Origin of the sequence: Actinomadura sp. NPDC048394 (assembly GCF_040651755.1) — a bacterium.
GTDB lineage: Bacteria > Actinomycetota > Actinomycetes > Streptosporangiales > Streptosporangiaceae > Spirillospora > Spirillospora montaniterrae.
This window is the reverse complement of record NZ_JBEZJL010000024.1, coordinates 84,294-106,923: the sequence shown is the minus strand read 5'-3', so window position 1 is coordinate 106,923 and position 22,630 is coordinate 84,294. Positions and strand designations below refer to the sequence as shown.

Here is a 22,630-nt window from a genome sequence, read left to right as displayed (position 1 = left end):
CCGCCTCAGCGGCCTTCGCGGAGGGGACGGGTCCATTCGGAGACCTTCGCCTGCCAGGCGTCGTCCTCCTCGGGACGCCCGGCCACGCCGGGGCGGCGCTGCCAGGGCAGCGGTCCCGTTTCGGGACGGTACTCCACGCCGAGGGCGGTGAGGCGGTCCAGGTGGGCGTCGAGCCGCCGCCGGAAGCCGGCCGGGTCCCGGTCCTCGGTGCTCCACACCGTCTCGGCGAAGGCGGCGAGCCGGGGGAAGGCCATGTAGTCCAGCTGCCGCGTGGAGTCGATCAGCTCGGTCCACAGGCAGCACTGGGCGCCGAGGACGCGCCGGGCCGCCCGGTCTCCCGCGAGCGCGGACGGGATCGGTTCGAAGGCGTAGACGTCGTCGACGGTGAGCACGGTGCCGAACGGCACCGGCTCCTCGTCGCCGGGCGCCTGGCGGTAGTCCAGGTAGACGGAGGTGTTGGGGCAGGGTACGACGTCGTGCCCGCTCTTGGCGGCGACCACGGTGCCGTGGTCGTCCCGCCACGAGGTGATGACGGCGTGCTCGGGCGCGCCCCGTCCCTCCAGGATCTCGTCCCAGCCGACCGTGCGCCGGCCGTGGGCGGCGAGGTGGCTCGCGACCCGGCCGATGATCCAGCTCTGCAGGTCCGCCTCGTCACGCAGGCCGAGCTCGCGGATCCGGCGCCGCGCGGCCGGGCTCGCCCGCCACTGGTCCTTGCGGCACTCGTCGCCGCCGATGCTGATGTACGGGCTCGGGAACAGCTCCACGACCTCGTCCAGGACGTTCTGGAAGAACGCGACCGTGTGCTCCTCGGCGTTGAGGACGTTCGGGCCGACGCCCCAGGTCGTGGCGACGTCGAGGGGGGTGTCGAGGTTGCCGAGCTCGGGGTGGGCGGCGATCGCCGCCTGGGTGTGGCCGGGCAGGTCGATCTCCGGGACGACGGTGATGTGCCGCCGGGCGGCGTAGGCGACGATCTCGCGGACGTCTTCCTGGCTGTAGTAGCCGCCGTGGGGGCGGCCGTCGCCGGGACCGTCCCACCCGACCTGGCTCTCCCGGCGCCACGCACCGACACCGGTCAGCCGCGGATAGCGCCTGATCTCCAGCCGCCAGCCCTGGTCGTCGGTGAGGTGCAGGTGGAGGACGTTGAGCTTGTGCACGGCCATCAGGTCGATGAAGCGCAGCAGGTCCGCTTTGGGGAGGAAGTTCCGGGCGACGTCGAGGAGGCAGCCGCGCCAGGCGAAGCGCGGCCGGTCCTCGATCCGGACATGCGGCAGCGGGAGGCTCCGGCCGGCGGACGCCTTCCGGTACGCCTCGGGCGGGAGGAGCTGCCGGAGCGTCTGCGCGCCGTAGAACGCGCCCGCGGCGTCGGCGGCCTCGATGAGCGCGCCGCCGTCCTCGACGCTCAGCCGGTACGCCTCCGGCGGCAGCTCCCGGACCGCGAGCGTGATCCCGCCCGGCCGCGGCCCGGGCGGCAGCTCGCCGCCGGTGACGGGGCTCAGCTCGCCGCGCAGCCAGGCGGCGACCTCGGCGAGCGCGGGGTCGGCGGTCAGGGTGGTGTGCCGGTCGAGGACGAGCCGTCCCGGACGCGAGTCGAGACGTACCGGTTTCGGAATGACCATCGATGCCCCCGTCAGTCGCAGGTGATCTTCGCGTCGGCGAAGTCGGTGTGATCGAAATAGGCGTTGTCGCCGCCGTTGGTCGCGACCAGGCGGATGTAGCCGGCCCCCTTGACGGACGCGGTGACCTTCTTCGGTGCGTTGTCACCGGTGAGGACGCCGGTGCGGGCGGCCAGCTCCCCGTCGGCCCACACCTGGAAGTCCGCCGAGCCGCGGACGGCTCCGGGCGCGTCGACCTCGTCGTCGATCCCGGCATAGAACTCGACGGTCGTGCAGCGTCCGGCCGTGTAGTAGCCGATCTCGGCGGGGGCCTGCGCGCCGAGGCCCTTGGCGTACCGGACGCCGCCGATGGTGAGCGGGTGCCCGTCGCCGGCGGCGGCGTTGCCGCCGCTCATGTCCTTCTCGACCGGGCCGAGGTGGTTCACCATCGTCGCCCACGGCACGTCGCTGAGGTAGCTCGTACCGGAGCCGGGCGCGGTCGCCACATGGACGACCGCGCTCCCGTCGAGCCCGTCGTTCCAACGGTCGGAGGTGACCTTCCCGGTCAGGGGATAGTCGCGCTGCGCGGCTCCAGCGGGCGGAGTGACCGTCCATCGGGTGGTGAACGTCGCACCCGGCGCCAGCCTCCCGGAGGTGGACGGGGTCACCGCCTTCGCCTTCCAGCCGTCGGGCACGGTCAGCGTGACGGCGACGTTCCGTACCGGTGCGGTGCCGCCGGTGTTGGTCACCCGCGTCAGCAGGGAGTTGTCCTTGCCGGGCTCGACCGTTGTGGGCCGGGTCTCTCCGAGGACGGTGGCGGGGTCGATCTCGTAGGTCGGCAAAGGCGCGGACGAATCCCGCCGCGTGCTGACGCGATACATGACGGTGCCGTGCGCGGGCACCGCCGCGGCGATGTCCCCGGTTGTGCTCCAGACGGCTCCGCTCCACAGGTCTTCCACGCGGTAACGGGACGCGGCGGGCAGTTTCAGCTCGCTCGCGGTGGTGGAGATCGTCTTCTCCCGGTCGCTCTCGTTGTAGAGGGCGACGGCCGTGTCGCCGCCCGCCAGCGGCCGGGACAGGACGTGGTACCAGCCGTCCGTGCGGGCGAAGGCGGCAGGACGGCCGAGCGCGTCCTGGTCGACCGCGACCACGCGCGGGTTGGCGACGATCGCAGCGGGCGCCTTGTCCGGGGCCGCCTGCAGGATCAGCGGGGCGGCGGCCATCGCCCACAGGCTGACCTGCGTGCGGTACTCGGTGTCGGTCATGCCACCGAGGCCCGCCTGCAGCAGGTCGGGGTCGGCGTAGCTGTGCGGTCCCGCGTACTGCAGGCGCAGCATCGCGGTCTCCCAGATGCCGAGCATGCTCGCGTAGGAGTCCGAGATCGGCTTGGTGACGACGTTCGTCCGCCAGGTGGTGGCGAGCCGCCCGCCCCACAGCCACGGGACGCTGTTGCCGTCCTCGTTGTTCATGGCGAACGCGATCCCGTCGCCGAGCGCCTCGCGCATGCGCGGATAGAGCTTCTGGGCGATGGCCTGGGAGTTCTGCCCGGGGAAGTCGGCGGTCGGGATCGAGCAGTAGTCGTACTTGACGTAGTCGACGCCCCATTCCTTGACGAGCGCCCCGTCGTCGGCCTCGTGTCCGTAGGAACCGGGACCGCCGCCCGCGCACGTCTTGGTGCCCGCGGACAGGGTGAGGCCGAACTTCAGGCCCTCGGCGTGGACGGCGTCGACCAGCGCCTTCATCCCGTCGGGGAAGCGGCCGGGGTCGGCGGCCAGCCGTCCGGAGGAGTCGCGCTTCCCGGCCTCCCAGCAGTCGTCGATGATCACATGGCGGTAGCCGGCGGCCTTGAGCGCCGCCAGGCCGGTGGCCGCCTGGCGCACCGAGGCGTCGGAGACCGAGCAGCCGAGGGCCCGGCTGCTCCAGCCCATCGGCGGAGTGTCGATGGCGGGCGGCGCCGCCGAGCGGGCCATCGCGCCGGACTGCGGCACGGTGGACATGGCGAGGAGCACCGCCGCGAGGGCGGCGGTCACGCGTCTGCGCATGATCGTCCTGTCAGGCCGGGTGGAGGCTCGGGTCGCCCGGCTCGATCGCGAACGAGCCGGAGGTGTAGGCGAGCGCGTAGGGCTGGGTCACGACGGGAAGCGACCGGAAGTCGACCTTCATCTCCCGTCCGGAGATGACACTCCTGACATAGCCGCGCCGCCCGTTGAAGAACTTGACGTGCGGGTTCTCCGCGAGCAGCTGCGCGGTGTTCGGGTACTCGTCCAGGCCGTTGCCCGCGGACGTGACCGACGTGCTCACGAGTTCGACCGCCACGGACTTCGACTCGGGGTCCTGGTAGTCGCGCTTGACCTCGCCCGCCCAGTGCGAATGCACGTCACCGGTGAGGACGACCCCGTTGCGCTTGTTGTCGTCGATCGCCGCGGCCACGCGGTTGCGGCTGGCGGTGTAGCCGTCCCAGCCCTCGTTGGAGTAGCCCTTCGCCTCTCCGTTCGTCCAGTCCATCTCCATGAAGAAGACCTGCTGGACGAGGAGGTCCCAGGTCGCGCTGGACGCTTTGAGCTGACCGGCGAGCCAGTCCTCCTGCTCCTGGCCGAGGATGGTGCGGTTCGGAGCGAGGCGTTCGGTGCAGTCGGCGCCGATCGTCCCGGACTTGCCGTCGTTGCAGGCGTACAGGTCGCGGTACTGGCGGGTGTCGAGCATGTGGAGGTTGGCGACCGATCCCCACCGCACCGTCCGGTACAGGTGGAGCGCCGCCCCGACGGGCTTCTGCGCGCGGCGCAGCGGCATGTTCTCGTAGAACGCCTGGAACGCGGCGGCCCGCCTGGGCAGGAACGGCGGATCGGGCTGCTCGGGCACGTCGCCCGCCCAGGCGTTCTCGACGTCGTGGTCGTCGAAGACGGTGACCCACGGAGCGATCGCGTGCGCGAGTTGCAGCTCTGGGTCGGTCTTGTGCTGGGTGTGCCGCAACCGGTACCCGGCGAGGTCGAAGCACTCGCCGCCCGCCTGGTCCCGCACGGGGTACTTGTAGTCGCCGTACTCGTAGATGTAGTCGCCCAGGAAGGCGATGAGATCCGGATGGTCCTCCGCCATCCTCCGGTACGCCGTGAACCAGCCGACCTGGTAGTCGGCGCAGGAGGTGAAGGAGAGGTTGAGAGCGCGGCCGCTCGTGCCGGGCGCCGGCGCGGTGAGCGTCCGACCCACCGGTGACACCTGCCCCGCGGCCTTGAAGCGGTAGAAGTACTCGGCACCGGGCCGCAGGCCGTCGAGCTCGACGTGCACGCTGTGCGCGGACTCGGGAACCGCGACCTGCGCGCCGCTCCGCACGACCTTGCGGAACCGCTCGTCCTCGGCGACCTGCCATTCGACGGGGACGGGACGGTGCGGCATGCCGCCGAGGCCGTCGGGGGCGAGCGGGTCGGTGGCGAGACGGGTCCACAGGACGACGCCGTCGGGGGCCGGTTCGCCGGAGGCGACACCGAGCCGGAACACCTCGCCCAGCGGGGCGCGCCGGGCCGCCGCGCGCACGGGTGGGACACCCAGTGCGGCGGCGATGCCCAGGCTCGCGCCCCCGGCGAGAAGGGAACGCCGGGTGATCATGAGGCTCCTCGACTACTTGACCAGCGCGTCGCCGTCACGGACGGCCTGGTCGGCGGCCTGCTGCGGGGTGAGCTTGCCGAGGTACATGTCGTTGAAGGTCTGGTTGAGCTTGTTCTCGAACGCGGTGAAGCCGGTCGTCACGGGCAGGTTGAACGTGGCGCCCCGCGACTCCTCGAGGAAGGGCGAGACGTCCAGGCCCTTCTGCTTCCAGTAGTCGACGTAGCCCTGGGACAGGCCGTTCAGCGCGGGGAAGACGTAGCCGCCGTCCGCCATGATCTTCTGGGCCTCGGGACCGGAGAGGAAGCGGGCCAGCTTCATCGCCGCCTCCTTGTGCGGGCTCCTGGCGTAGACGGCCTCGGAGAGCCCGTTGATGTTCACGACGCGCCCGGCGGGGCCCGCCGGCATCGGCGCGATGCCGATCTTGAAGTTCGCGCCGGGGGCGACGAACGGCAGCAGCGCGTTGTTGGCCGGGAACATCGCCACCCGCCCCTGCTTGAACATCTCGTTGATCTTGTCGCTGGGCGGGTTGGTCTGCGCGGCGGGCGGCGCCACGTGGTACTTGTTCACCAGGTCGACGCCGAACTGCAGCGCCTGTACCGAGGCGGCGTCGTTGAAGGCGTACTTGCCGAACGGCTTGTCGACCAGCTTGCCGCCGTTGGAGCTCACCCAGTTCATCCACTGGGTCTGGTAGTGGTTCCAGGACGCGAAGCCGTACTGCTTCACCTTGCCGGCGTCGAATCCCGGCTGGTCGGGATGCTTGCCGTTGTCGTCGACCGTCAGCTTGCGGGCCGTCTCCAGCAGGGTCCCCGAGCCGTCGGGCACCCAGGTGAGCTTGTCCGGCATCGTGACGCCGGCCTTCTTGAACAGGTCCTCGTTGTAGAGGAGGCCGACGATGCCGAAGTCCTTCGGCACGCCGTACAGCTTGCCCTTGTAGGTGTAGGACTGCACGACGTTCGCGTTGTACTTGGTGGTGTCGAGCTTGAGGGCGCCCAGGTCGGCGAGGATCCCCTTGGTGACGAACTCGGGGAACTGCGAGGTCTGCATCCAGAAGACGTCCGGCGCCGTGCCCGCGACCGCGTCCGCGGTCATCTTGGTCCAGTACTGGTCGTACGGAAGCAGCTCGATCTTCACGTGGACGCCGGGGTCGGCCTTCTCGAAGGCGGCCATCACCTTCTGGTAGCCGGCCTTCTGCTGGTCGTCCCAGAGGCGGTAGGTGAGCGTGACGGAGCCTCCGGAGTCGCCGGAGCCGCCGCAGGCCGTCGCGGTGGACAGGAGCGCGGCGCCGAGCACGGCCGCGATCGTGCGGATTCGGGGGGATGTCATTGCGGCTGACCTCTTCTACTTGAGGCCGGTGAGGACCACCGAGCGGACGATGTATCTCTGGAAGGCGACGAACACCGCGACCATCGGCACCAGGGCGATCAGGGCGGCGGCGGTCATCTGGTTGGGGTCGACGCCGATGGCGCCCTTCAGCCCGGCGATCCCCACGGTGACGACCCTGGTGTCGTCACCGCTGGTGATGATCAGCGGCCACATGAAGTTGTTCCAGGACGAGATGACGGTGATGATCGCGAGCGTGCCGAGGGCGGGACGCGACAGCGGCAGGACGATGCGCAGCAGGATGGTGAGCGGCCCGGCGCCGTCGATGCGCGCCGCGTCCTCCAGCCCGGCGGGCAGGGCGCGGAAGAACTGCCGCATCAGGAAGATCCCGTACGGCGTGCCGAGCAGGTACGGCGCGAGCAGCCCCCACCAGGTGTTGACCAGGTGCAGCTCGCGCATGATCAGGAACAGCGGGATCATGGTGACCGCGCTGGGCACCATCATCGTGGCGACGTACAGCCAGAACAGCACGTCGCGTCCGCGGAAGCGCAGCCGCGCGAACGCGTAGGCGGCGAAGGTGGTGAACACCAGCTGCCCGGCGGTCAGCGCGGCCGTCATCAGCAGCGTGTTGCCGAGGTAGCCGGCGAACCCGGAGTGCATCACCCGGTCGAGGTTGGCGAAGGTCGGCGGCAGCCCGGGCTCCCACGGCTCGGTGCCGCTGAGCTGCCGCGGCGTCTTCAGCGCGGTCAGCGCGACCAGGAGGTAGGGGAAGACGGAGACGAAGGCGCCGGCGACCAGCGTGGCGTAGAGCGCGGTGCGCTTGACCATGGTCCCTCCTCAGCTCAGGTCGTAGGTGGTGCGCTTGGCGAAGAACCGGACCTGGGCGAGCGTCACCGCGAGGATGAGCAGGAACAGCAGCGCGGCCAGCGTCGAGGCGTAGCCGAAGTCGAACTGCCGGAAGGCCGTCTCGAAGATCCTGAAGTTGAGCACCTCCGTGCTGCCGCTCGGCCCGCCGTCGGTCATCGCGTAGACCGTGTCGAAGATCTGGAACGCTCCGACCAGGTTCGTCACGGTGACGAAGAACGTCGTCGGATTCAGCAGCGGCAGGGTGATCTGGAAGAACCGCTGGACCGGGCTCGCGCCGTCGGTGGCCGCCGCGTCGTACAGCTCCTGCGGGATGCCCTGCAGCCCGGCCAGGAAGAACAGCATGGTGTAGCCGCTGTACTGCCACACGTTGACGAGCGCGACGGACGGCAGCGCCCACGACGGGTCGGTCAGCCAGTCCGGCCCGCTCACCCCGGCGACGCCGAGCAGCTTGTTCAGCGCGCCGTCCCGCGGGTCGAAGATCCACGTCCACACCAGGCCCATCACGATCGGCGTGGCCATCCACGGCACGACGAACAGCGCGCGGTAGAACGCCACGCCCTTGACCCGCTGGTTGAGCAGCAGCGCCAGCAGCAGGCCGAGGACGGTCTGCGCCGGGATGCTCAGCAGGACGAACAGGACCGTCACCCAGACCGAGTGCCACGTCCCGCCGTCCCCGGCGAGCCGCCGGTAGTTCGCCAGGCCGGCGAAGGACGGGCTGGACAGCAGCTCCCAGTGGAACAGGCTCAGCCCGAGGACGATGAGCAGGGGCAACAGCAGGAAGGCGAACACGCCGAACAGGCTCGGAGCGACGAACAGGTAGGCGTACCAGTTCGTGCGCCCCAGGCGGCGGCGCGGGCGGTGCCCGGCTCCGCGCGCTGCCGGCCGGCCGCGGGCCGGCTCTTCATGCGCGCCTGCGGCCGGGACGGTCGCGGCGGCCCGGTCGCGGCCGGCTCCGTCGCGCTCGGCTCCGTCGCGCTCGATGCCGTCGCGCTCGATGCCATCGCGCTCGATGCCATCGCGCTCGATGCCATCGCGCTCGATGCCATCGCGCTCGATGCCATCGCGCTCGGCGCCGTCCGCCGGGTCGGCTCGTCCCGGCAGGTGGCCGGCGCTGCTCGTCACGACGGCTCCGTCCGGGTCGGCACCATCAGCCGCCGGGTCGTCTCCAGGCCCCACGCGTCCAGCGCGGCGATCGGGTCGCCGGATCCGCGCAGCCCGCCTCCGGCGGCGATGTGCTCGGCCCACTCCTCGCGCGCCTCGACCTCCGGCCGGGCCATGATGCAGTCGGGGTCGTTCACCCACCAGCGGGCGTGCAGGAACTCGCGCGCGGCTCCGGTCAGCCGGGCGCCGAGTTGCGACGGCTGGCTGAGGTCGCCGGCCTTCGGCAGCACCCGGGGTGCGGTGTCCGGGCTGACGCGCATGATGTCGGCCAGGCCGATGCTCGGCAGCATCGGCGCACCGCAGGCGTGCAGCGCGGCGTCCGGCCCGATGGCCGCGCGGATCAGTTCGAGACCGCGCCGGTAGGCGGCGATCGAACCGATGTCCTCGTGCCGCCGCCCGGGCAGCGCCCCCGCGTAGAGGTAGTCGAGCTTGAAATGGCTCAGGCCCAGCGCCCGGAACCGTGTGAAGACCTGGGCCAGGTGCGCGGCGGCGTCGGGGTGCGTCACGTCGAGGACGGCGAGGTCCTGATCCCACATCACGCCGGCGTGCGCGCCGCCGACGAGCCAGTCGGGATGGTCCCGGAAGGTCCGGCTGCGCCGGCCGACGAGGAAGGGCGCCACCCAGATGCCCGCGCGCCGGCCCGACTCCAGGACGGCGCCGACGGACCGTTCCAGCGACCCGAACCCGGGCCGGAGGTCCAGCCAGTCGCCGATCTCGGCCTCGTAGCCGTCGTCGATGAGGAACATGTCGGCGTCGATGCCGTGCCGTTCGGCGAGGGCGAGGTTGTCGAGGATGTCGGCGTCGGTGACCTTGTCCCAGTAGCCGTACCAGGAGCACCACATGGGCGGCACGGCCGGGCACCGTTCGGGGGCATGGCCTGCGGCGATGCCGTCCGCCCACCACCGCAGCGCGGCGTCCAGGCCGCCGTCGACCTCGTGGCGCGTGACGGGCCCGTCGGCGGACACGACGAGCCGGCCGCCGGCCTCGCGGGCCCGGATCGAGGGCACGTCCTCCGGGCCGGGACCCGCGAAGACCGACACCGGTCCGCCGTCACCGGGATCGACGGCCAGCAATCCCTCGCCCTGGAACGCCCCGGCCGGAACGGGCGTCTCCGGGCGGTAGCAGATGGTCTGCACGTTGTCGTCGGCGGGACGCGGCGGCGTCTCGCCGGGCCGGTAGGCGCCGGTCGGGCTCCACGACTGCCAGCCGAACTCGAACACCCGCGTCCGGGGCGAGAGACGGGTGATCTCTCCGACATCGGTGAACGGCATCGGATGCTCTCACTTCCAGGAGAGTTATAGAGGAGACCATCATTAGTACACGGGCCGGAGGTGGATGGCAATGGGTGCTTTGCACTGGACTTGCCGCCCGCCTAGGCTGATCGGGTGAGTCGTTGCCGCCCCCTCCCCCGCGTTCCGAAGGGAACCTTCTGATGTCGACGATGCCGCCGATGGGCGGCGACCTGTCGCGGTTGCGGCAGCTCAACGCGCTGACCGTGATCAAGACGCTGCGCGGAGCCGAGGCGGTGACCCTGTCGGCGCTGGCCGAGCGCACCGGGCTGTCGCGGCCCTCCACCAAGGAGGTCATCGACGAGCTGAGCGCCATGGGATGGGTGGAGGAGGTGCCTCCGGCGTCCGGGACGATGGGCCGGCCGGCCCGGCGCTACCGGTTCCGCGCCGACGGCGGGCACCTCATGGGCCTCGACATCGGCGCGTACCACATCCGCGCGGCCCTCGCCGACCTCGACGGCGGCGTCCTCGCCGAGACGCGCCGCCCGGCGCACCCCGACGCGCCGCTCGAGGACCGGCTGGCGGCGATCGAGCAGGCCGCCGCCGCCTGCCTCGCCCTGGGCGGGCTGACGATCGCCGACCTGTGGGCGGTGGCGGTCGGCACCACCGGGCTCGTCGGCCCCGAAGGCCGGGTCATCATGTCGGCCTCGATCCCGGCCTGGCGCGACCTCGACCTCGGCGGCCTGCTCGGCGAGATGTTCCCCTGCCGGGTGCTGGTCGAGAACGACAGCCGGCTCGCCGCGCTGGCCGAGACCAGGCGCGGCGTGGCCCGCGACGCCAGGGACGTGGTCTTCCTGCACATCGGGCGCCGCATGGGCACCGGCCTGATCATCGACGGCCGGCTCCACCGCGGCTTCGGGGCGGCCGCGGGCGAGATCGTCATGCTCCCCGAGGCCGGCTGGCGGGACGGGCCGGTGGACCTCAACGACGCCGCGATCGTCCCCGAGGGCCTGCCGCCCGAGGACGCCGCCGGATTCACCCTGGCGGCCGCCCGCGACGGCGACCCGACGGCCCTGGACGCCGTCGCCCGCTTCGCCGACAAGCTCGCGGTCGGCACCGCCGCGGCGGTCCTGCTCCTCGATCCGGAGATCGTGGTGCTCGGCGGCGGCTTCTCCCGCTCCGCCGACGTCCTGCTGCCGCCCCTGCGCTCCCGCCTCGAGCGGGTCTGCCTGCGCATGCCGAAGCTCAGCGCGTCCACCCTCGGCGACGAGTGCGTCGTCCTCGGCGCCATCGACTACGCGATCGAGCACCTCGACCAGCTCTTCTTCGCCCCCGACGCCCCGGCCCTGCGCCCGCCGGTCCGCCCCGCGACCTCACCACCGGGCCCCGACCCCACCTGACCCCGAAGTGTCTCCGCAGCCATATCCGGAGAGGCCGGCAAAGCTGGAATCCGCCGCGCGGGTGGCGACGACCGCCCAGAACCAGCCGCGGCTCCGGGCCCCTCGCCGCAGCCGCACGACGCCGGCAAGGGTGACCAGGCCGGTCCGGAGTCGGCTGGTCGTCCGGGGGCCCTTTCCGTTCACGGCGGTGTCCTGCCGGGTCATCGCGACGTCCGTTCGAGGAGGAGGGCACGGGCGGCGACCGCGTAGCCGAGGGCGGTCAGGCCCCAGGCGCAGGCGTCCAGCGCATGGTTGGGGACGCCGACGGCGAACACCGCGTGCAGGGGCTGGGAGACCGCCAGGACGAGGCCCGCCCAGGCGGGGATCGCTCCGGCGCGCCACAGCGCGATGCCGAGCAGCAGCACGCCGAGCACGTGGCCGAGGACGAAGACGACGCCGGCGAGTGCGATCGTGGGCTGCTCGTACACCTGGTCGAGCAGATGCCCGACGGCCGCCGGGGAGAGCCCGGCCTCGGTGCCCGCGAGGGCCGCCTGGTCGGGGGCGACGATGCCCGGCAGCGAGGAGAAGCCCGCCACGGCCAGGATCGTCGCGGCGGTGCCGAGGCGCCGGGCGCCGCGGACCGCCAGGGCCCCGATCGCGATCGTGCCGGGGACGAGCGCGAAGGCCGCCGCCATGCTGAGCCACAGCACGGCCTGCTCGGCTCCTTGGTGGGCGGCGACCTTCCCGGCCATCGCGGTCATCGAGTCGGTGGTCCGGTACGGAAGTATCCCGCGCAGGACCGCGACGGCGAGCGGTCCGACCGGGATGAGCAGTGCGAGGCCGATGGTGCCGGCCCTCATGTGGCTCGCGCCCTGCCTGGCGGGCGCCGTGGTGGTCGTCATGCCCTCACGGTGGGCTCCCGTGTGCTCCCGCCGGGAGGGTGCGCCGCGCGGCCGGGCCGGGAGGATCTCCCGGCTCGCCTGGGACCCGGCCCCCACGACAGGCCGGGAGCCGCGGGTCATCATGGCGGCATGAACCGCGACCCTCATGGCCGGACGCGGCGCCGCCGCGTCCTGTCGGCGGCTCTGTTCGGCGCCGCGGTCGGGTCCGCGCTCACGGGCGCGGCCTGCGCGGCGGCCGCCGGGATGAGCTTCGGCGAGGCGCTGGACGCCTTCGTCGTGACCAACGCGCTGATCGGCGTCTCCTTCGCCACCTGCGGGGTCCTGGTGGCCTGGCACCGGCCGCGCAATCCGGTCGGCTGGCTGCTGCTCGCGGCCGGCGTGCTGCAGGCCGTCACGGCCGGCGCCGTGCCGCTGGTGAGGTACGGCCTGATCCACGGGTGGCCTGACGTCCTCGTCCGCGGCCTGGTCACGGTCGCCACATGTTCGTGGCCGTGGGCGATCGGGCTGTGCCTGCCGCTGTTGCTGCAGCTCTTCCCTGGCGACGCGGGGCTCGACCGCGGCTGGCGATGGGTGGCGTGGGCGACCGTCCTCTCCAGCCCGCTCTTCGAGGCCGAGCTCGCCACCGAGCACGACCCGATCGCCGACGGCTATCCGCTGGGGTACACCGCCGTGCAGGGCTCACCGTCGGCCTGGCTGACCCAGGTCGCGGAGGCGCGGACCCTGCTCGTCGTCCTGGCCGGGCTCGCCGCGCTGGCGGTGCGCTACCGCCGCGGCGACGAGCACCGCCGGCGGCAGTTGCTCTGGCTGGTCGCCGCGGTGCTGATCATGGCGGTGGCGTGGGTGCCGTGGGCCTTCGTCGCCGGGACGCCGGTCGTGGTGCTGTTCTCGATCCCGCTGGTGCCGGCCGCGATGGCGATCGCGATCCTGCGGCACCGGCTGCTGGACATCCGGCTCGTGGTGTCCCGGACCGCCCTGTACGGCCTGCTCACCACGGGGGTGGCCGGGGTCTACATCGGGCTGGTCGCGCTCCTGGACCGGGTCATGCGCGAACAGGTCGGGCTGGGGAGTTCGCTGGCCGCGACCGTCCTGATCGCCGTCGGGTTCAACCCGGTGCGGGTCCGCCTGCAACGCCTGGTCGACCGGGTGCTGTACGGCGACCGCGGCGATCCGGTCCGGGCGGTGTCGCGGGTCGGTGAGCGGCTCGCGGCCGGGCTGCCCGGTGTGCTGGAGGCGGTACGGGAGGCGCTGCGCCTGCCGTTCGCGGCGCTGCGCGCCGGCGGAACCGAGATCGCCGCCTCCGGCGACGCCCCGGAACTGCTGCACACGCTGCCCGTCACCTACGGGCCCGACCGCATCGGCGACCTGGTCATCGGGCTGCGCCCGGGCGAGAAGCGCCTCGGCCGCACCGACCGGGCGGTACTGGAACTGCTGGCCGCGCCCCTTTCGGTCGCGGTGCACGCCGTGGGACTGTCGGACGAGCTGCGGCGCTCCCGGGAGGCGATCGTGATGGCCCGCGAAGAGGAGCGGCGGCGCCTGCGCCGCGACCTGCACGACGGGCTCGGCCCCGCCCTGACCGGAGTCGCCTTCAAGGCCGACGCGGCGGGCAACCTGCTGGCCGCGGACCCGGACGCCGCCCGCGAGCTGATCGCCGAACTGCGCGGCGAGGTCGCCCACGCCGTCGCTGGCATCCGCCGGCTCGTCTACGACCTGCGCCCGCCCGCCCTCGACGACCTCGGGCTCGTCGGCGCCGTCCGGCAGGCGATCGACCGGCTCGCCCGCGACGGGATGGTCGTCCGGCTGACCGCGCCGGACACCCTGCCCGCCCTGCCCGCGGCGGTCGAGGCGGCCGCGTACCGGATCGCGGTGGAAGCGCTGACCAACGCGGTGCGGCACTCCGGAGCGCACCGGGTGGACGTGCGGATCCACGCGGACGGGAGGCTCCACGTCCAGGTCACGGACGACGGGACCGCGCGCGACCGGCCATGGCGCGGCGGCGTGGGGATGGCGTCGATGCGGGAGCGGGCCGCCGAGGTGGGAGGCGTCTGCGTGGCGGGGCCGGGCCCGGAAGGCGGCCGGGTCGCCGCCGCGCTCCCGCTGGCGGTCCTCCGATGATCGGCATCGTCGTCGCCGACGACCACCCGATCGTCCGCAGCGGCCTCACCGCCCTGCTCGGCTCCATCGACGGCCTGACCGTCCTGGCCGCGGTCGCCGACGGCCGGGCCGCGGTGCGCGAGGCCGTCACGCGGCGCCCGGACGTCCTGGTCATGGACATCCAGATGCCCGGCCTCGACGGGATCGAAGCCACCCGCCAGATCGCCGCCGCCGCCCCCGGCGTGGCGGTGCTGATGCTGACGATGTACGAGGACGACGACTCGGTGTTCTCCGCCATGCGCGCCGGCGCCCGCGGCTACCTGCTCAAGGGGTCCGAGCAGGCGGAGATCGTCCGGGCCATCCAGTCCGTGGCCGCCGGAGAGGCGATCTTCGGGCCGGGCATCGCCCGCCGCGTGCTGGGCTTCTTCGCCGCCCCGCCGGCCGCGACGGAGCCGTTCCCGGAACTGACCGACCGGGAGCGCGACGTCCTGGGCCTGATCGCCGCGGGCCGTCCGAACGCCGAGATCGCCGGGCGGCTCGGCATCTCCCCCAAGACGGTCGCCAACCACATCTCCAGCATCTTCGCCAAACTCCAGGTGGCCGACCGCTCCGAGGCGATCGTCCGAGCCCGCCAAGCCGGCCTCGGCGCCCCCGATTCCGCTCCCTGACCAGGGGCCGATCACGGGCAGGCCTTCTGGAACTCGATGCCGGTCGGCGCGTACTGGGCCCATTCCTTGCGTGTCAGTGAGCGCTTGGCCACTCGGCAGGCGAGGCCGACGAGATCCTGGTCCTGGGGCATCGCCATGTCCCAGAGCCGCACGGTGTGGTCGTCACTGGCGGTGGCCAGGGTCGTGCCATCGGGGCTGAACGCCACCGAATTCACCTGGTCGGTGTGGCCGGTGAGAGGGGTGCCGATCTGTTGGTGAGTGCGGGTGTCCCAGAGCCGCACGGTGTGATCCCAGCCGGCGGTGGCCAGGGTTCTGCCGTCCGGGCTGAACGCCACCGAGACCACGTGGTCGGTGTGGCCGGTGAGAGGGGTGCCGATCTGTTGGCGGGTGCTGGTGTCCCAGAGCCGCACCGTCTTGTCGTCACTGGCGGTGGCCAGAGTCTTGCCGTCGGGGCTGAACGCCACCGACTCCAGGTAGTCGGCATGGGCGGCAATGGGCTTTCCGGCCGGTCGGTGAGTGCGGGTGTCCCAGAGCCGCACGGTGTGGTCCCAGCCGGCGGTGGCCAGGGTTCTGCCGTCCGGGCTGAACGCCACCGACTCCACCGGGTCGGTGTGGCCTTCGAGGGGGGTGCCGATCGGCTGGCGGGTGCGGGCGTCCCAGAGCCGCACGGTGGTGTCGGAGCCGCCGGTGGCCAGGGTCTTGCCGTCCGGGCTGAACACCACCGCATTCACCTCGCCGACGTGGCCGGTGGTCACGGTGCCGACGTGGCCGGTGAGAGGGTTGCCGATCTGCCGGTGGGTGCGGGTGTCCCAGAGCCGCACGGTGCCGTCGTAGCCGCCGGTGGCCAGGGTCTTGCCGTCGGGACTGAACGCCACCGACAACACGTCCTTGGTATGGCCGGTGAGCGGGCTGCCGACCTGCCGGCGGGTGCGGGTGTCCCAGAGTCGCACGGTCTCATCGGAGCTCGCGGTGGCCAGAGTTTTGCCGTCGGGGCTGAACGCCACCGAAGTCACCTTGTCGGTATGGCCGGTCAGCGGGCTGCCGCTCTGCCGGTGGGTGCGGGGATTCCAGAGCCGCACGGTCTTGTCGTCGCCGCCCGTTGCCAGCGTGAGGCCGTCAGGACTGAACGCCACCGTGAACACGGCCCCGGTGTGGCCGGTGAGCGGGCTGCCGACCTGCCGGTGGGTGCGGACATCCCAAAGCCTCACAGTTTTGTCGAAGCTGGCGCTGGCCAGGGTGTTGCCGTCGGGGCTGAACGCCACCGAAGTCACCTCGTCGGTGTGGCCGGTGAAGGGGCTGCCGACCTGCCGGTGGGTGCGGACATCCCAAAGCCGCACGGTCTTGTCGTAGTCGGCGGTGGCCAGAGTGTTGCCATCCGGGCTGAACGCCACCGCCTCCACACCGTCGGTGCGGCCGGTGAAGGGGCCGCCGATCTGCCGGTGGGTGCGGGCATCCCAAAGGCGCAGGTCGGAGCCGGCGGTGACCAGGGTGTTGCCGTCCGGGCTGAACGCCACCGCATCCACCTGGTCGGTGTGGCCGGTCAGCGGGCCGCCGATCTGCTGGCGGGTGCGCGTGTCCCACAACCGCACCCTGAGGTCGTTGCCGACGGTGGCCAAGACGCCGCCGTCGGGACTGAACGCCACCGAATCCACCCCGCCGGCGTAACTGGCGGAGCCGGTGAGGGGGGCGCCGACCTGCTGGTGGGTGCGGGCGTCCCAAAAACGCACGGTCTTATCGGAGCTGGAGGTGGCCAGAGTGTGGCCGTCCGGGCTGAACGCCACCGCATTCACGTTGTCGGTGTGGCCGGTCAGCGGGCTGCCGATCTGTTGGTTGGTGCGGGTGTTCCAAAGCCGCACCGTGTCGTCTTCGCTGGCGGTGGCCAAGACGCCGCCGTCGGGACTGAACGCCAACGATTTCACCCAGTAGGTGTGACCGGTGAGGGTGCCGCGTTCTGGTTTGGCCAGGATGTCCAGGAGGCGCGCACGGTTTTCGGGGGTCTTCTGGATCCTGCGGGACGCTACGGCCAGCAGCGCCGCCACCTCCGGGTCGGCGGCCTGCTCGCTTCGGGTAACGAGTTGGCTGGACACGACGGTGTCGCGTTGGCGGGTGGCGGTGTCGCGTTGGCTGGTGGCGGTGCGTTGCGCCTGGAGGGCCCATCCGGTGGCGGTGAGGGACAGCAGGGTGGCCACGGCCAGGACCAGGGCGGTGGCGCGGGTGCGGCGGGTGCGGGTGGCCTGGGCGCGGTGGGAGGCGTCCAGCAGGGCGCGCTCGGTCCGGTTGGGGCGGGGCGGACGCCCGCTGGTGGCCCAGTGCATGGCCTGGTCGAGGGCGGCGCCGGTCAGCACGTCGCTGCGGCGTCGGCCGTTGGTGTTCCAGACGTGGGCGGCCTGGCGGAGGCGGGGGTGGCCGGTCAAGTCCCGGCGGTGCTGTTCGAGCCAGTCGCGCAGCCGCGGCCAGGCCCGCGGGAGCGCCGGACGGGCTAGAACGATGCGCTCACCGGGCAGCGGGGCCGGGTCCCCGACGGGACCGGACGCCTGGTCGCCGGTGATGGCCAGCAGCGGGGTGAAGGCCTGGACCACCCGCCGCAGCGCATCCGCATCGCCGGGGTCGTCGCGGTCGAACAGTTCTGCGGCAGGCACCGGATGCAGGGACCAGCCGCCGCCCTCGCCGGGTATCACACAGCGCAGGAACACTTCGGGGACCAGGTGACGGTCTTCTGGGGGCAGGGTGGTGTAGACGTCCTCGGCGAGCTTGCCCAGCGCGGGGTCTCCCGGCTCCCACCCGGTGTGCGGGGCGGCTTGCGCGGACCCCAGGTTCATCAGGTCTTCCAGGCCGGTGTCCTGGTGGGGGTCGCCGGTCAGCGCCGTCAGGATCGCGCGCGCCGACGGGCGCCGCAGCGGGTCCTTGTCCAGTGCCGCGGCCACCAGCGCCCGCAGCGGCTCGGGCAGGACCGACAGGTCGGGGTGGTGGGTGCGGACCTGGTGGGCGATCGCGGGCAGGGTATTGCCGGTGAAGGCGTGCCGGCCGGTCGCGGCGAACACCATGATCGCGCCCCAGGCGAACACGTCGGCCTCGGCCCCGGCGCGCTGCCCTGCGTACACCTCCGGCGGCATGTAACGCAGCGTCCCGGTGAACCCCCCGGCCTGGGTTGCCGAGTGGGTCTCCACCATCCGCGCGATCCCGAAATCGATCAACCGGGGACCATCGGGCCCCAACATGACGTTGCCCGGTTTCAGGTCGCGATGCACGACCCGGGCCTGGTGGATGGCCGTCAACGCCGTGGCGATGCCGATCCCGAGCCGGTGCAGCTCGTCCCCGGCGAACAGGCGGGGCTCGCGTCCCGGCCCGCCGGCGACCGCGGCCTGCAGGCTCACCCCGTCGATGTACTCGCTGACGATGTAGGGCCGCGGCGGCTTCAACCGCACCTGCACGATCCGCGCGGTGCAGAACGAGGCGACCCGCTGCGCGGCCCGCGCCTCGGCCGCCATCTGCTCCAGTTCCCGCGAGGAGCCGCCCGCCCCGTGCAGGACCTTCACCGCCACCCGCGCCCCGTCGGGTCCGTAGGCCTCGTACACCACCCCCTGCCCACCGGCGCCCAACCGCCCCGCCAGCCAGAACTCCCCGATCCGCTCGGGATCACCCGGCTCCAACCGCTCCACCAACTCCGACAACCCCTTCTCCGGCCTGGCCGGATCCCTGGCCGCGGGCCACGACGATCGATCACCAGCCACTGTGACGCCCCCCGAACGAGCTGAGTTCTCATCGGCGGGCACACTTCCGTGGTGCCTTTACTGGCGAGGCCCGGATGGCGGGTACGGCTGCTGATAGGGCGGTGGGGGCGGCGGCGGATATGGAGGCGGATACGGCGGCTGGTACGGCGGCCCCGAAGCAATGCCATACGGGTTCGGCCGGGCAGCGCGACGACCGGTGATGAGCAGTATTCCGTTGACCACGCCGGCGGCCAGCGCGACGAACAGCAATGGCTCCGCGAGGAGGAAGGTCCAGCGGAAACTGATCGCTTCGGAAATGGCCTGGTTGACCGGCGGGGCCACGATCAGCGCCAGGACGCCCAGGAGCGCCATCGCCGCGGACACCAGGCCGCGCCGACGCTCGAATCGCAGCAGCAGCACTACCGCGACTCCGAGCGACGCGCCGGTACCGAGCCCGCCTAGCACGCGCCCCGCCGACAGCACACCAGTGTTCTCGGTGAACGCGACCAGCAGACCTCCGAGGGCCGACGCGAGGATGGCGGGAATGGTCACCGCCGCCGGGTAACGGGCCCCGAGGAGGACACCGACGGGAAGTGCCACCGCCGCCGCGATGAGGTACGGGACGACGGCTTTCATCAGCAACGCGTGGCCCGGCAAATAGAGGGCGCGCTGCATCGGCGAGAACGCGTCGGTGCCGTAGACCGCGGTCAGCAGGAACAATCCGATGATCGTGGCGAGCCCCGGTCCGGCAAGGCCCCACCAGGGGGAACCGCCGAACGGCGAAGCCTCCGTTCGCCGGTGATCCGGTACGTCGGTCATCGCGCATCCTCTCGACGACTGTTTCGGTGGGCATTTCCATCGCGATCACGAATGGGGCGTCGCCCGCTTCGGCCGGCGGTCATCGCAGGACGGTGACCAGGACGGCGCCGCGTCCGATGTCGAAACGGCGGCGTATCGCCGAATCCCCCGCCGCGCCGCCGTCATGGGTGACCGCGCGGGCCAGGACGTCGCGGGCGATCGCCTCGCCGTGCACGGAGAGCATCGCGCCGATCTCGCCGTCGGGGTCGTCCACGGGGGCGATGTCGACGGCGATCCGGTCGGCGAGATCAAAGCCCTCCCGCTTCCGCAGGTCGTTGATCAGCCGGACGAGCTCCCTGGCGAGTCCTTCGAGGTGCAGCTCGCGGTCGATGTCCAGGTCCAGGGCCACGGCGTACGGGCCGTCGGTGGAGACCTGCCAGCCGCGCACCGGCCGCTCGACGATCTGGACGTGCCCGGCGCTCAGCGCGACGGCCTCCCCGTCCGGCTCCACCGTGAAGTGCCCGCGTGCTTCGAGTTCGGCCACGGCCTTCTCCGCGTCGGCGCCCGCGATGGCGGCGGCTACGGCCTTGGTGCGGCTCCCGAAGTCGCGGCCGAGCGCGCGGAAGTCGGGTTTGAGGGTCCGGGTCATGGCGGCGCCGATGCCGAGCTCGACGGATCTGACGTTGAGCTCTGAGGCGATCACCTGACGCACCTCGGGCAGCAGCCGCCGGGCGTCCGCGGGCACGGTGACCTGAACCCGGCGCGCGGGACGGCGCACCGGGACGCCCGCCGTCGCGCGGGCGTCGCGCCCCAGCGTGACGAGCCGGCGGGCGACCGCCATGGCCTCGCACAGGGCCGCGTCCCGGGCGCTCTCGTCCGGCGCCGGGTAGCCGGTCAGGTGCACCGAGTCCGGTGCGTTCGCGCTGACCGAGCGGACCAGGTTCTCGTGGAGCTCGTCGGCGAGGAACGGCATCATCGGCGCGATGAGCCGGGCCAGGGTCGTCAGGCAGGAGTACAGGGTGGCGAACGCGGCGCCCGCGTCCTCGCCGTCCTCGTTGTCCTCGCCGTCTTCGCCGTCCTCGTTCCAGAAGCGGCTCCTGCTGCAGCGCACGTACCAGTTCGACAGGTCGTCGACGAAGGCGGCGAGCTCGCGGCCGGCGCCCGCCGCGTCGAAGTCCGTGAGGGCCGCGTCGGTCCGCTCGGTCGCCTCGGCGAGCCGCGCGAGGATCCAGCGGTCAAGGACCGGCCGCCGCGCGATCGGAGGGACGCCGTGTCGCGGCGTCCATCCGGCGCGGCCGGCATAGGTGACGAAGAAGTAATAGGTGTTCCAGAGGGTGAGGATCGTCTTCCGGGTGATCTCTCGAAGCCGCTCGGCGGAGACCGGCCGCGGCTGCCAGGGAGGGCCGTCGGTGGCGAGCAGCCAGCGCAGCGCGTCGGCGCCATGCTCGTCGATCAACTCCTGCGGGCCGCGGCCGTCCGCGCCGGACACGGGTCCAAGGCAGAGCGCTCGACGGAAACCGGCGTGCCCGAACAGCGACGTCCCCACCGCCTGCAAGGCGTAGAACCGGCCGCGGGTCTGATCGATCGGCTCGCAGACCAGATCCGCGGGGAACCGGGCGGTGAACAGCTCCTCGCCGCCGGCCGTGTGCGGGTGGCCGAACTGCGCGAACGGCATCGCGCCGGAGTCGTACCAGGCGTCGGCGACCTCGGGGACGCGGCGCAGCACGCCGCCGGGACACCGGTCGCAGGGGATCGTCACCTCGTCGACATGGGGCCGGTGCGGATCGAGCCCGGTGAGATCCCTTCCCGAGAGCCCGGCCAGCTCGGCGAGCGATCCGACGGCGATCACGTGGTCGCAGGCGTCGCAGCACCAGAACGGCAGCGGCGTCCCCCAGTAGCGCTCCCGCGACAGGGCCCAGTCGACGTTGCCGGCCAGCCATTCGCCGTAGCGGCCGTCGCGGACGTGCGGCGGCCGCCAGTCGATCCCGGCGTTGCCCTCGATCATCCGGTCCCGGACGCGGGTGGTCGCGACGTACCAGGACGGCGTGGCGTAGTACAGCAACGGGGTGGCGCACCAGCAGCAGAACGGGTACGTGTGGCGGTGGACGCCCGCGTGCAGGAGCAGGCCGGCGTCCCGGAGGTCCTCGACGATCCGCTCGTCGGTGTCCCGGACGTACATGCCCGCGTAGGGGCCGGCCCTGTCGTCGAACCGGCCGTCGGGCCGCACCGGCTTGACCACCGGGACGCCGTGCTCGCGGGCGACCCGCATGTCGTCCTCGCCGAAGGCCGCGCCGGTGTGCACGACCCCGGTCCCCTCGTTCACCTTGACGAAGTCGGCGGTCACGACGAAGCGCCATGAGGCGGGGTCGCCGTCCGGATCGTCGGCGGACCCGGGACCGACGAAGTCGAAGGGTGCCTTGTAGCGGGCTCCGGCGATGTCCGCGACGGGCACGTCCCGTATCACCCGGGCTCCGTCGCCGAGCACCGTCCCGACGCGGTCCGCGGCCATGACGACCGGACGGTCACCCGCCTGTCCTCCGGCGGCCAGGACGTACCGGATGTGCTCTCCGATCACGGCGAGCGTGGCGGGCACGAGCGTCCACGGCATGGTCGTCCAAACGAGCAGGTCGGCTCCCTCGTCCGCCAGGGGGCCGTCCAGCAGCGGGAAGCGGACGTAGACGCTCGGGTCGTCGGTCTGCGCGTACCCCTGGGCCGTCTCGTGATCGGACAGCGCGGTGCCGCACCGGGGGCAGTACGGAGCGACTCGCTCCTCGCGGTAGATCAGGCCTTTCTCGAACAGGGTCTTCAGCGACCACCAGACGCTCTCGACGTACTCGGTGGACATCGTGGAGTAGGGCCGCTCGACGTCGGCCCAGGACCCCATCCGCCGGGTGAGCCGGTCGAACTCGGCGATGGAGCGGGTGACGGCGGCCCGGCATTGCGCGTTGAATTCCGCGATCCCGGACTCTTCGATCCGGCTCTTCCGGTCGATTCCAAGCCGTTCCTCGACCTCGACCTCGATGCCGAGCCCATGGCATCCATGGCCCGCAGTCCGAAGGACGTGCGCGCCCTTCATCATTCGGTGGCGCGGGAAAATGTCCTTGAACACCTGCGCCTGGACGTGCCGCAGTCCCGGGCTCCCGCCGACGGTGGCGGGTCCGTCGTAGGACGTGAACGGCGGGCCGTCCGCAGTGCGCTCGATCGCCCGCCGGAACACCCGTCGGACCCGCCAGCGTTCGAGCACGCGCTCCTCGATGGCGGGGAATTCGGGCTGCCGCTCGACCGCTTGAAAGGGCACATCGGCTTCAAAGGG

Annotated in this window: 14 protein-coding genes; 3 read left to right on the top strand and 11 right to left on the bottom strand. The window is 72.2% G+C overall.

Features of this window, described 5'->3' with window-relative positions; translation table 11 throughout:
- Positions 1 to 5 precede the first annotated feature (5 nt).
- The 7 genes from AB0C78_RS19445 to AB0C78_RS19415 are packed head-to-tail and all read right to left on the bottom strand — an operon-like array spanning position 6 to position 9,811.
- The gene (locus tag AB0C78_RS19445) at positions 6 to 1,616 is read right to left on the bottom strand and encodes a beta-N-acetylhexosaminidase (RefSeq protein WP_360749613.1); all 1,611 of its coding nucleotides are present in this window, start codon (positions 1,614 to 1,616) and stop codon (positions 6 to 8) included.
- A gap of 11 nt (positions 1,617 to 1,627) precedes the next feature.
- Positions 1,628 to 3,634 carry an NPCBM/NEW2 domain-containing protein gene (locus tag AB0C78_RS19440; RefSeq protein ID WP_360749610.1) on the bottom strand — a complete coding sequence of 669 codons (2,007 nt, stop codon included), beginning with the start codon at positions 3,632 to 3,634 and terminating at the stop codon, positions 1,628 to 1,630.
- Positions 3,635 to 3,644: 10 nt separating this feature from the next.
- Entirely contained in the window at positions 3,645 to 5,192 is a 1,548-nt protein-coding gene (locus AB0C78_RS19435; protein WP_360749607.1) for an alkaline phosphatase D family protein, read from the bottom strand.
- 12 nt (positions 5,193 to 5,204) lie between these two features.
- The gene (locus AB0C78_RS19430; protein ID WP_360749604.1) at positions 5,205 to 6,515 is read right to left on the bottom strand and encodes a sugar ABC transporter substrate-binding protein; all 1,311 of its coding nucleotides are present in this window, start codon (positions 6,513 to 6,515) and stop codon (positions 5,205 to 5,207) included.
- Between the two features lie 15 nt (positions 6,516 to 6,530).
- Complete coding sequence (locus AB0C78_RS19425; protein WP_360749601.1) at positions 6,531 to 7,340, bottom strand: carbohydrate ABC transporter permease; 810 nt, start codon at positions 7,338 to 7,340, stop codon at positions 6,531 to 6,533.
- A gap of 9 nt (positions 7,341 to 7,349) precedes the next feature.
- Positions 7,350 to 8,501: a sugar ABC transporter permease gene (locus AB0C78_RS19420; RefSeq protein WP_360749598.1), complete on the bottom strand. Its 1,152-nt coding sequence runs from the start codon at positions 8,499 to 8,501 to the stop codon at positions 7,350 to 7,352.
- On the bottom strand, positions 8,498 to 9,811 hold the full coding sequence (locus AB0C78_RS19415; RefSeq protein WP_360749595.1) for a glycoside hydrolase family 36 protein: 1,314 nt from the start codon (positions 9,809 to 9,811) through the stop codon (positions 8,498 to 8,500). The genes AB0C78_RS19420 and AB0C78_RS19415 overlap by 4 nt, the downstream gene beginning before the upstream one ends.
- 161 nt (positions 9,812 to 9,972) lie before the next feature.
- Between AB0C78_RS19415 and AB0C78_RS19410 the strand changes: the two genes are divergently transcribed.
- Positions 9,973 to 11,169 carry an ROK family protein gene (locus tag AB0C78_RS19410; protein WP_360749592.1) on the top strand — a complete coding sequence of 399 codons (1,197 nt, stop codon included), beginning with the start codon at positions 9,973 to 9,975 and terminating at the stop codon, positions 11,167 to 11,169.
- A 200-nt stretch (positions 11,170 to 11,369) separates the two neighbouring features.
- Here AB0C78_RS19410 and AB0C78_RS19405 read toward each other — a convergent pair whose 3' ends face one another.
- Positions 11,370 to 12,050, bottom strand: coding sequence for a hypothetical protein (locus tag AB0C78_RS19405; protein ID WP_360749589.1), 681 nt, complete (start codon positions 12,048 to 12,050; stop codon positions 11,370 to 11,372).
- Between the two features lie 129 nt (positions 12,051 to 12,179).
- Here AB0C78_RS19405 and AB0C78_RS19400 point away from each other — a divergent pair, with 129 nt between their 5' ends.
- Together AB0C78_RS19400 and AB0C78_RS19395 are read left to right on the top strand one after the other, a co-directional pair.
- Positions 12,180 to 14,162 (top strand): histidine kinase, encoded by a 1,983-nt coding sequence (locus tag AB0C78_RS19400; RefSeq protein ID WP_360749586.1) that lies wholly within the window; start codon positions 12,180 to 12,182, stop codon positions 14,160 to 14,162.
- Complete coding sequence (locus tag AB0C78_RS19395; protein ID WP_360749583.1) at positions 14,159 to 14,809, top strand: response regulator transcription factor; 651 nt, start codon at positions 14,159 to 14,161, stop codon at positions 14,807 to 14,809. Before AB0C78_RS19400 ends, AB0C78_RS19395 begins: the two co-directional genes overlap by 4 nt.
- Positions 14,810 to 14,820: 11 nt before the next feature.
- Here the strand turns inward: AB0C78_RS19395 and AB0C78_RS19390 are convergent, their stop codons facing one another.
- The 3 genes from AB0C78_RS19390 to ileS form a co-directional block, all read right to left on the bottom strand.
- Positions 14,821 to 18,480, bottom strand: coding sequence for a serine/threonine-protein kinase (locus AB0C78_RS19390; RefSeq protein ID WP_360749580.1), 3,660 nt, complete (start codon positions 18,478 to 18,480; stop codon positions 14,821 to 14,823).
- A gap of 117 nt (positions 18,481 to 18,597) precedes the next feature.
- Positions 18,598 to 19,338, bottom strand: coding sequence for a hypothetical protein (locus AB0C78_RS19385; protein ID WP_360749577.1), 741 nt, complete (start codon positions 19,336 to 19,338; stop codon positions 18,598 to 18,600).
- A gap of 79 nt (positions 19,339 to 19,417) precedes the next feature.
- On the bottom strand, positions 19,418 to 22,615 hold the full coding sequence (ileS, locus tag AB0C78_RS19380) for an isoleucine--tRNA ligase (RefSeq protein WP_360749574.1): 3,198 nt from the start codon (positions 22,613 to 22,615) through the stop codon (positions 19,418 to 19,420).
- Positions 22,616 to 22,630: the final 15 nt, after the last annotated feature.

Coding starts and splice junctions, on each gene's coding strand:
- AB0C78_RS19430 (WP_360749604.1), bottom strand. CDS start 6,515: ATGACATCCCCCCGAATCCGCACGATCGCGGCCGTGCTCGGCGCCGCG.
- AB0C78_RS19415 (WP_360749595.1), bottom strand. CDS start 9,811: ATGCCGTTCACCGATGTCGGAGAGATCACCCGTCTCTCGCCCCGGACG.
- AB0C78_RS19410 (WP_360749592.1), top strand. CDS start 9,973: ATGTCGACGATGCCGCCGATGGGCGGCGACCTGTCGCGGTTGCGGCAG.
- AB0C78_RS19440 (WP_360749610.1), bottom strand. CDS start 3,634: ATGCGCAGACGCGTGACCGCCGCCCTCGCGGCGGTGCTCCTCGCCATG.
- AB0C78_RS19400 (WP_360749586.1), top strand. CDS start 12,180: ATGAACCGCGACCCTCATGGCCGGACGCGGCGCCGCCGCGTCCTGTCG.
- AB0C78_RS19385 (WP_360749577.1), bottom strand. CDS start 19,338: ATGACCGACGTACCGGATCACCGGCGAACGGAGGCTTCGCCGTTCGGC.
- AB0C78_RS19405 (WP_360749589.1), bottom strand. CDS start 12,050: ATGACGACCACCACGGCGCCCGCCAGGCAGGGCGCGAGCCACATGAGG.
- AB0C78_RS19435 (WP_360749607.1), bottom strand. CDS start 5,192: ATGATCACCCGGCGTTCCCTTCTCGCCGGGGGCGCGAGCCTGGGCATC.
- AB0C78_RS19425 (WP_360749601.1), bottom strand. CDS start 7,340: ATGGTCAAGCGCACCGCGCTCTACGCCACGCTGGTCGCCGGCGCCTTC.
- AB0C78_RS19395 (WP_360749583.1), top strand. CDS start 14,159: ATGATCGGCATCGTCGTCGCCGACGACCACCCGATCGTCCGCAGCGGC.
- AB0C78_RS19445 (WP_360749613.1), bottom strand. CDS start 1,616: ATGGTCATTCCGAAACCGGTACGTCTCGACTCGCGTCCGGGACGGCTC.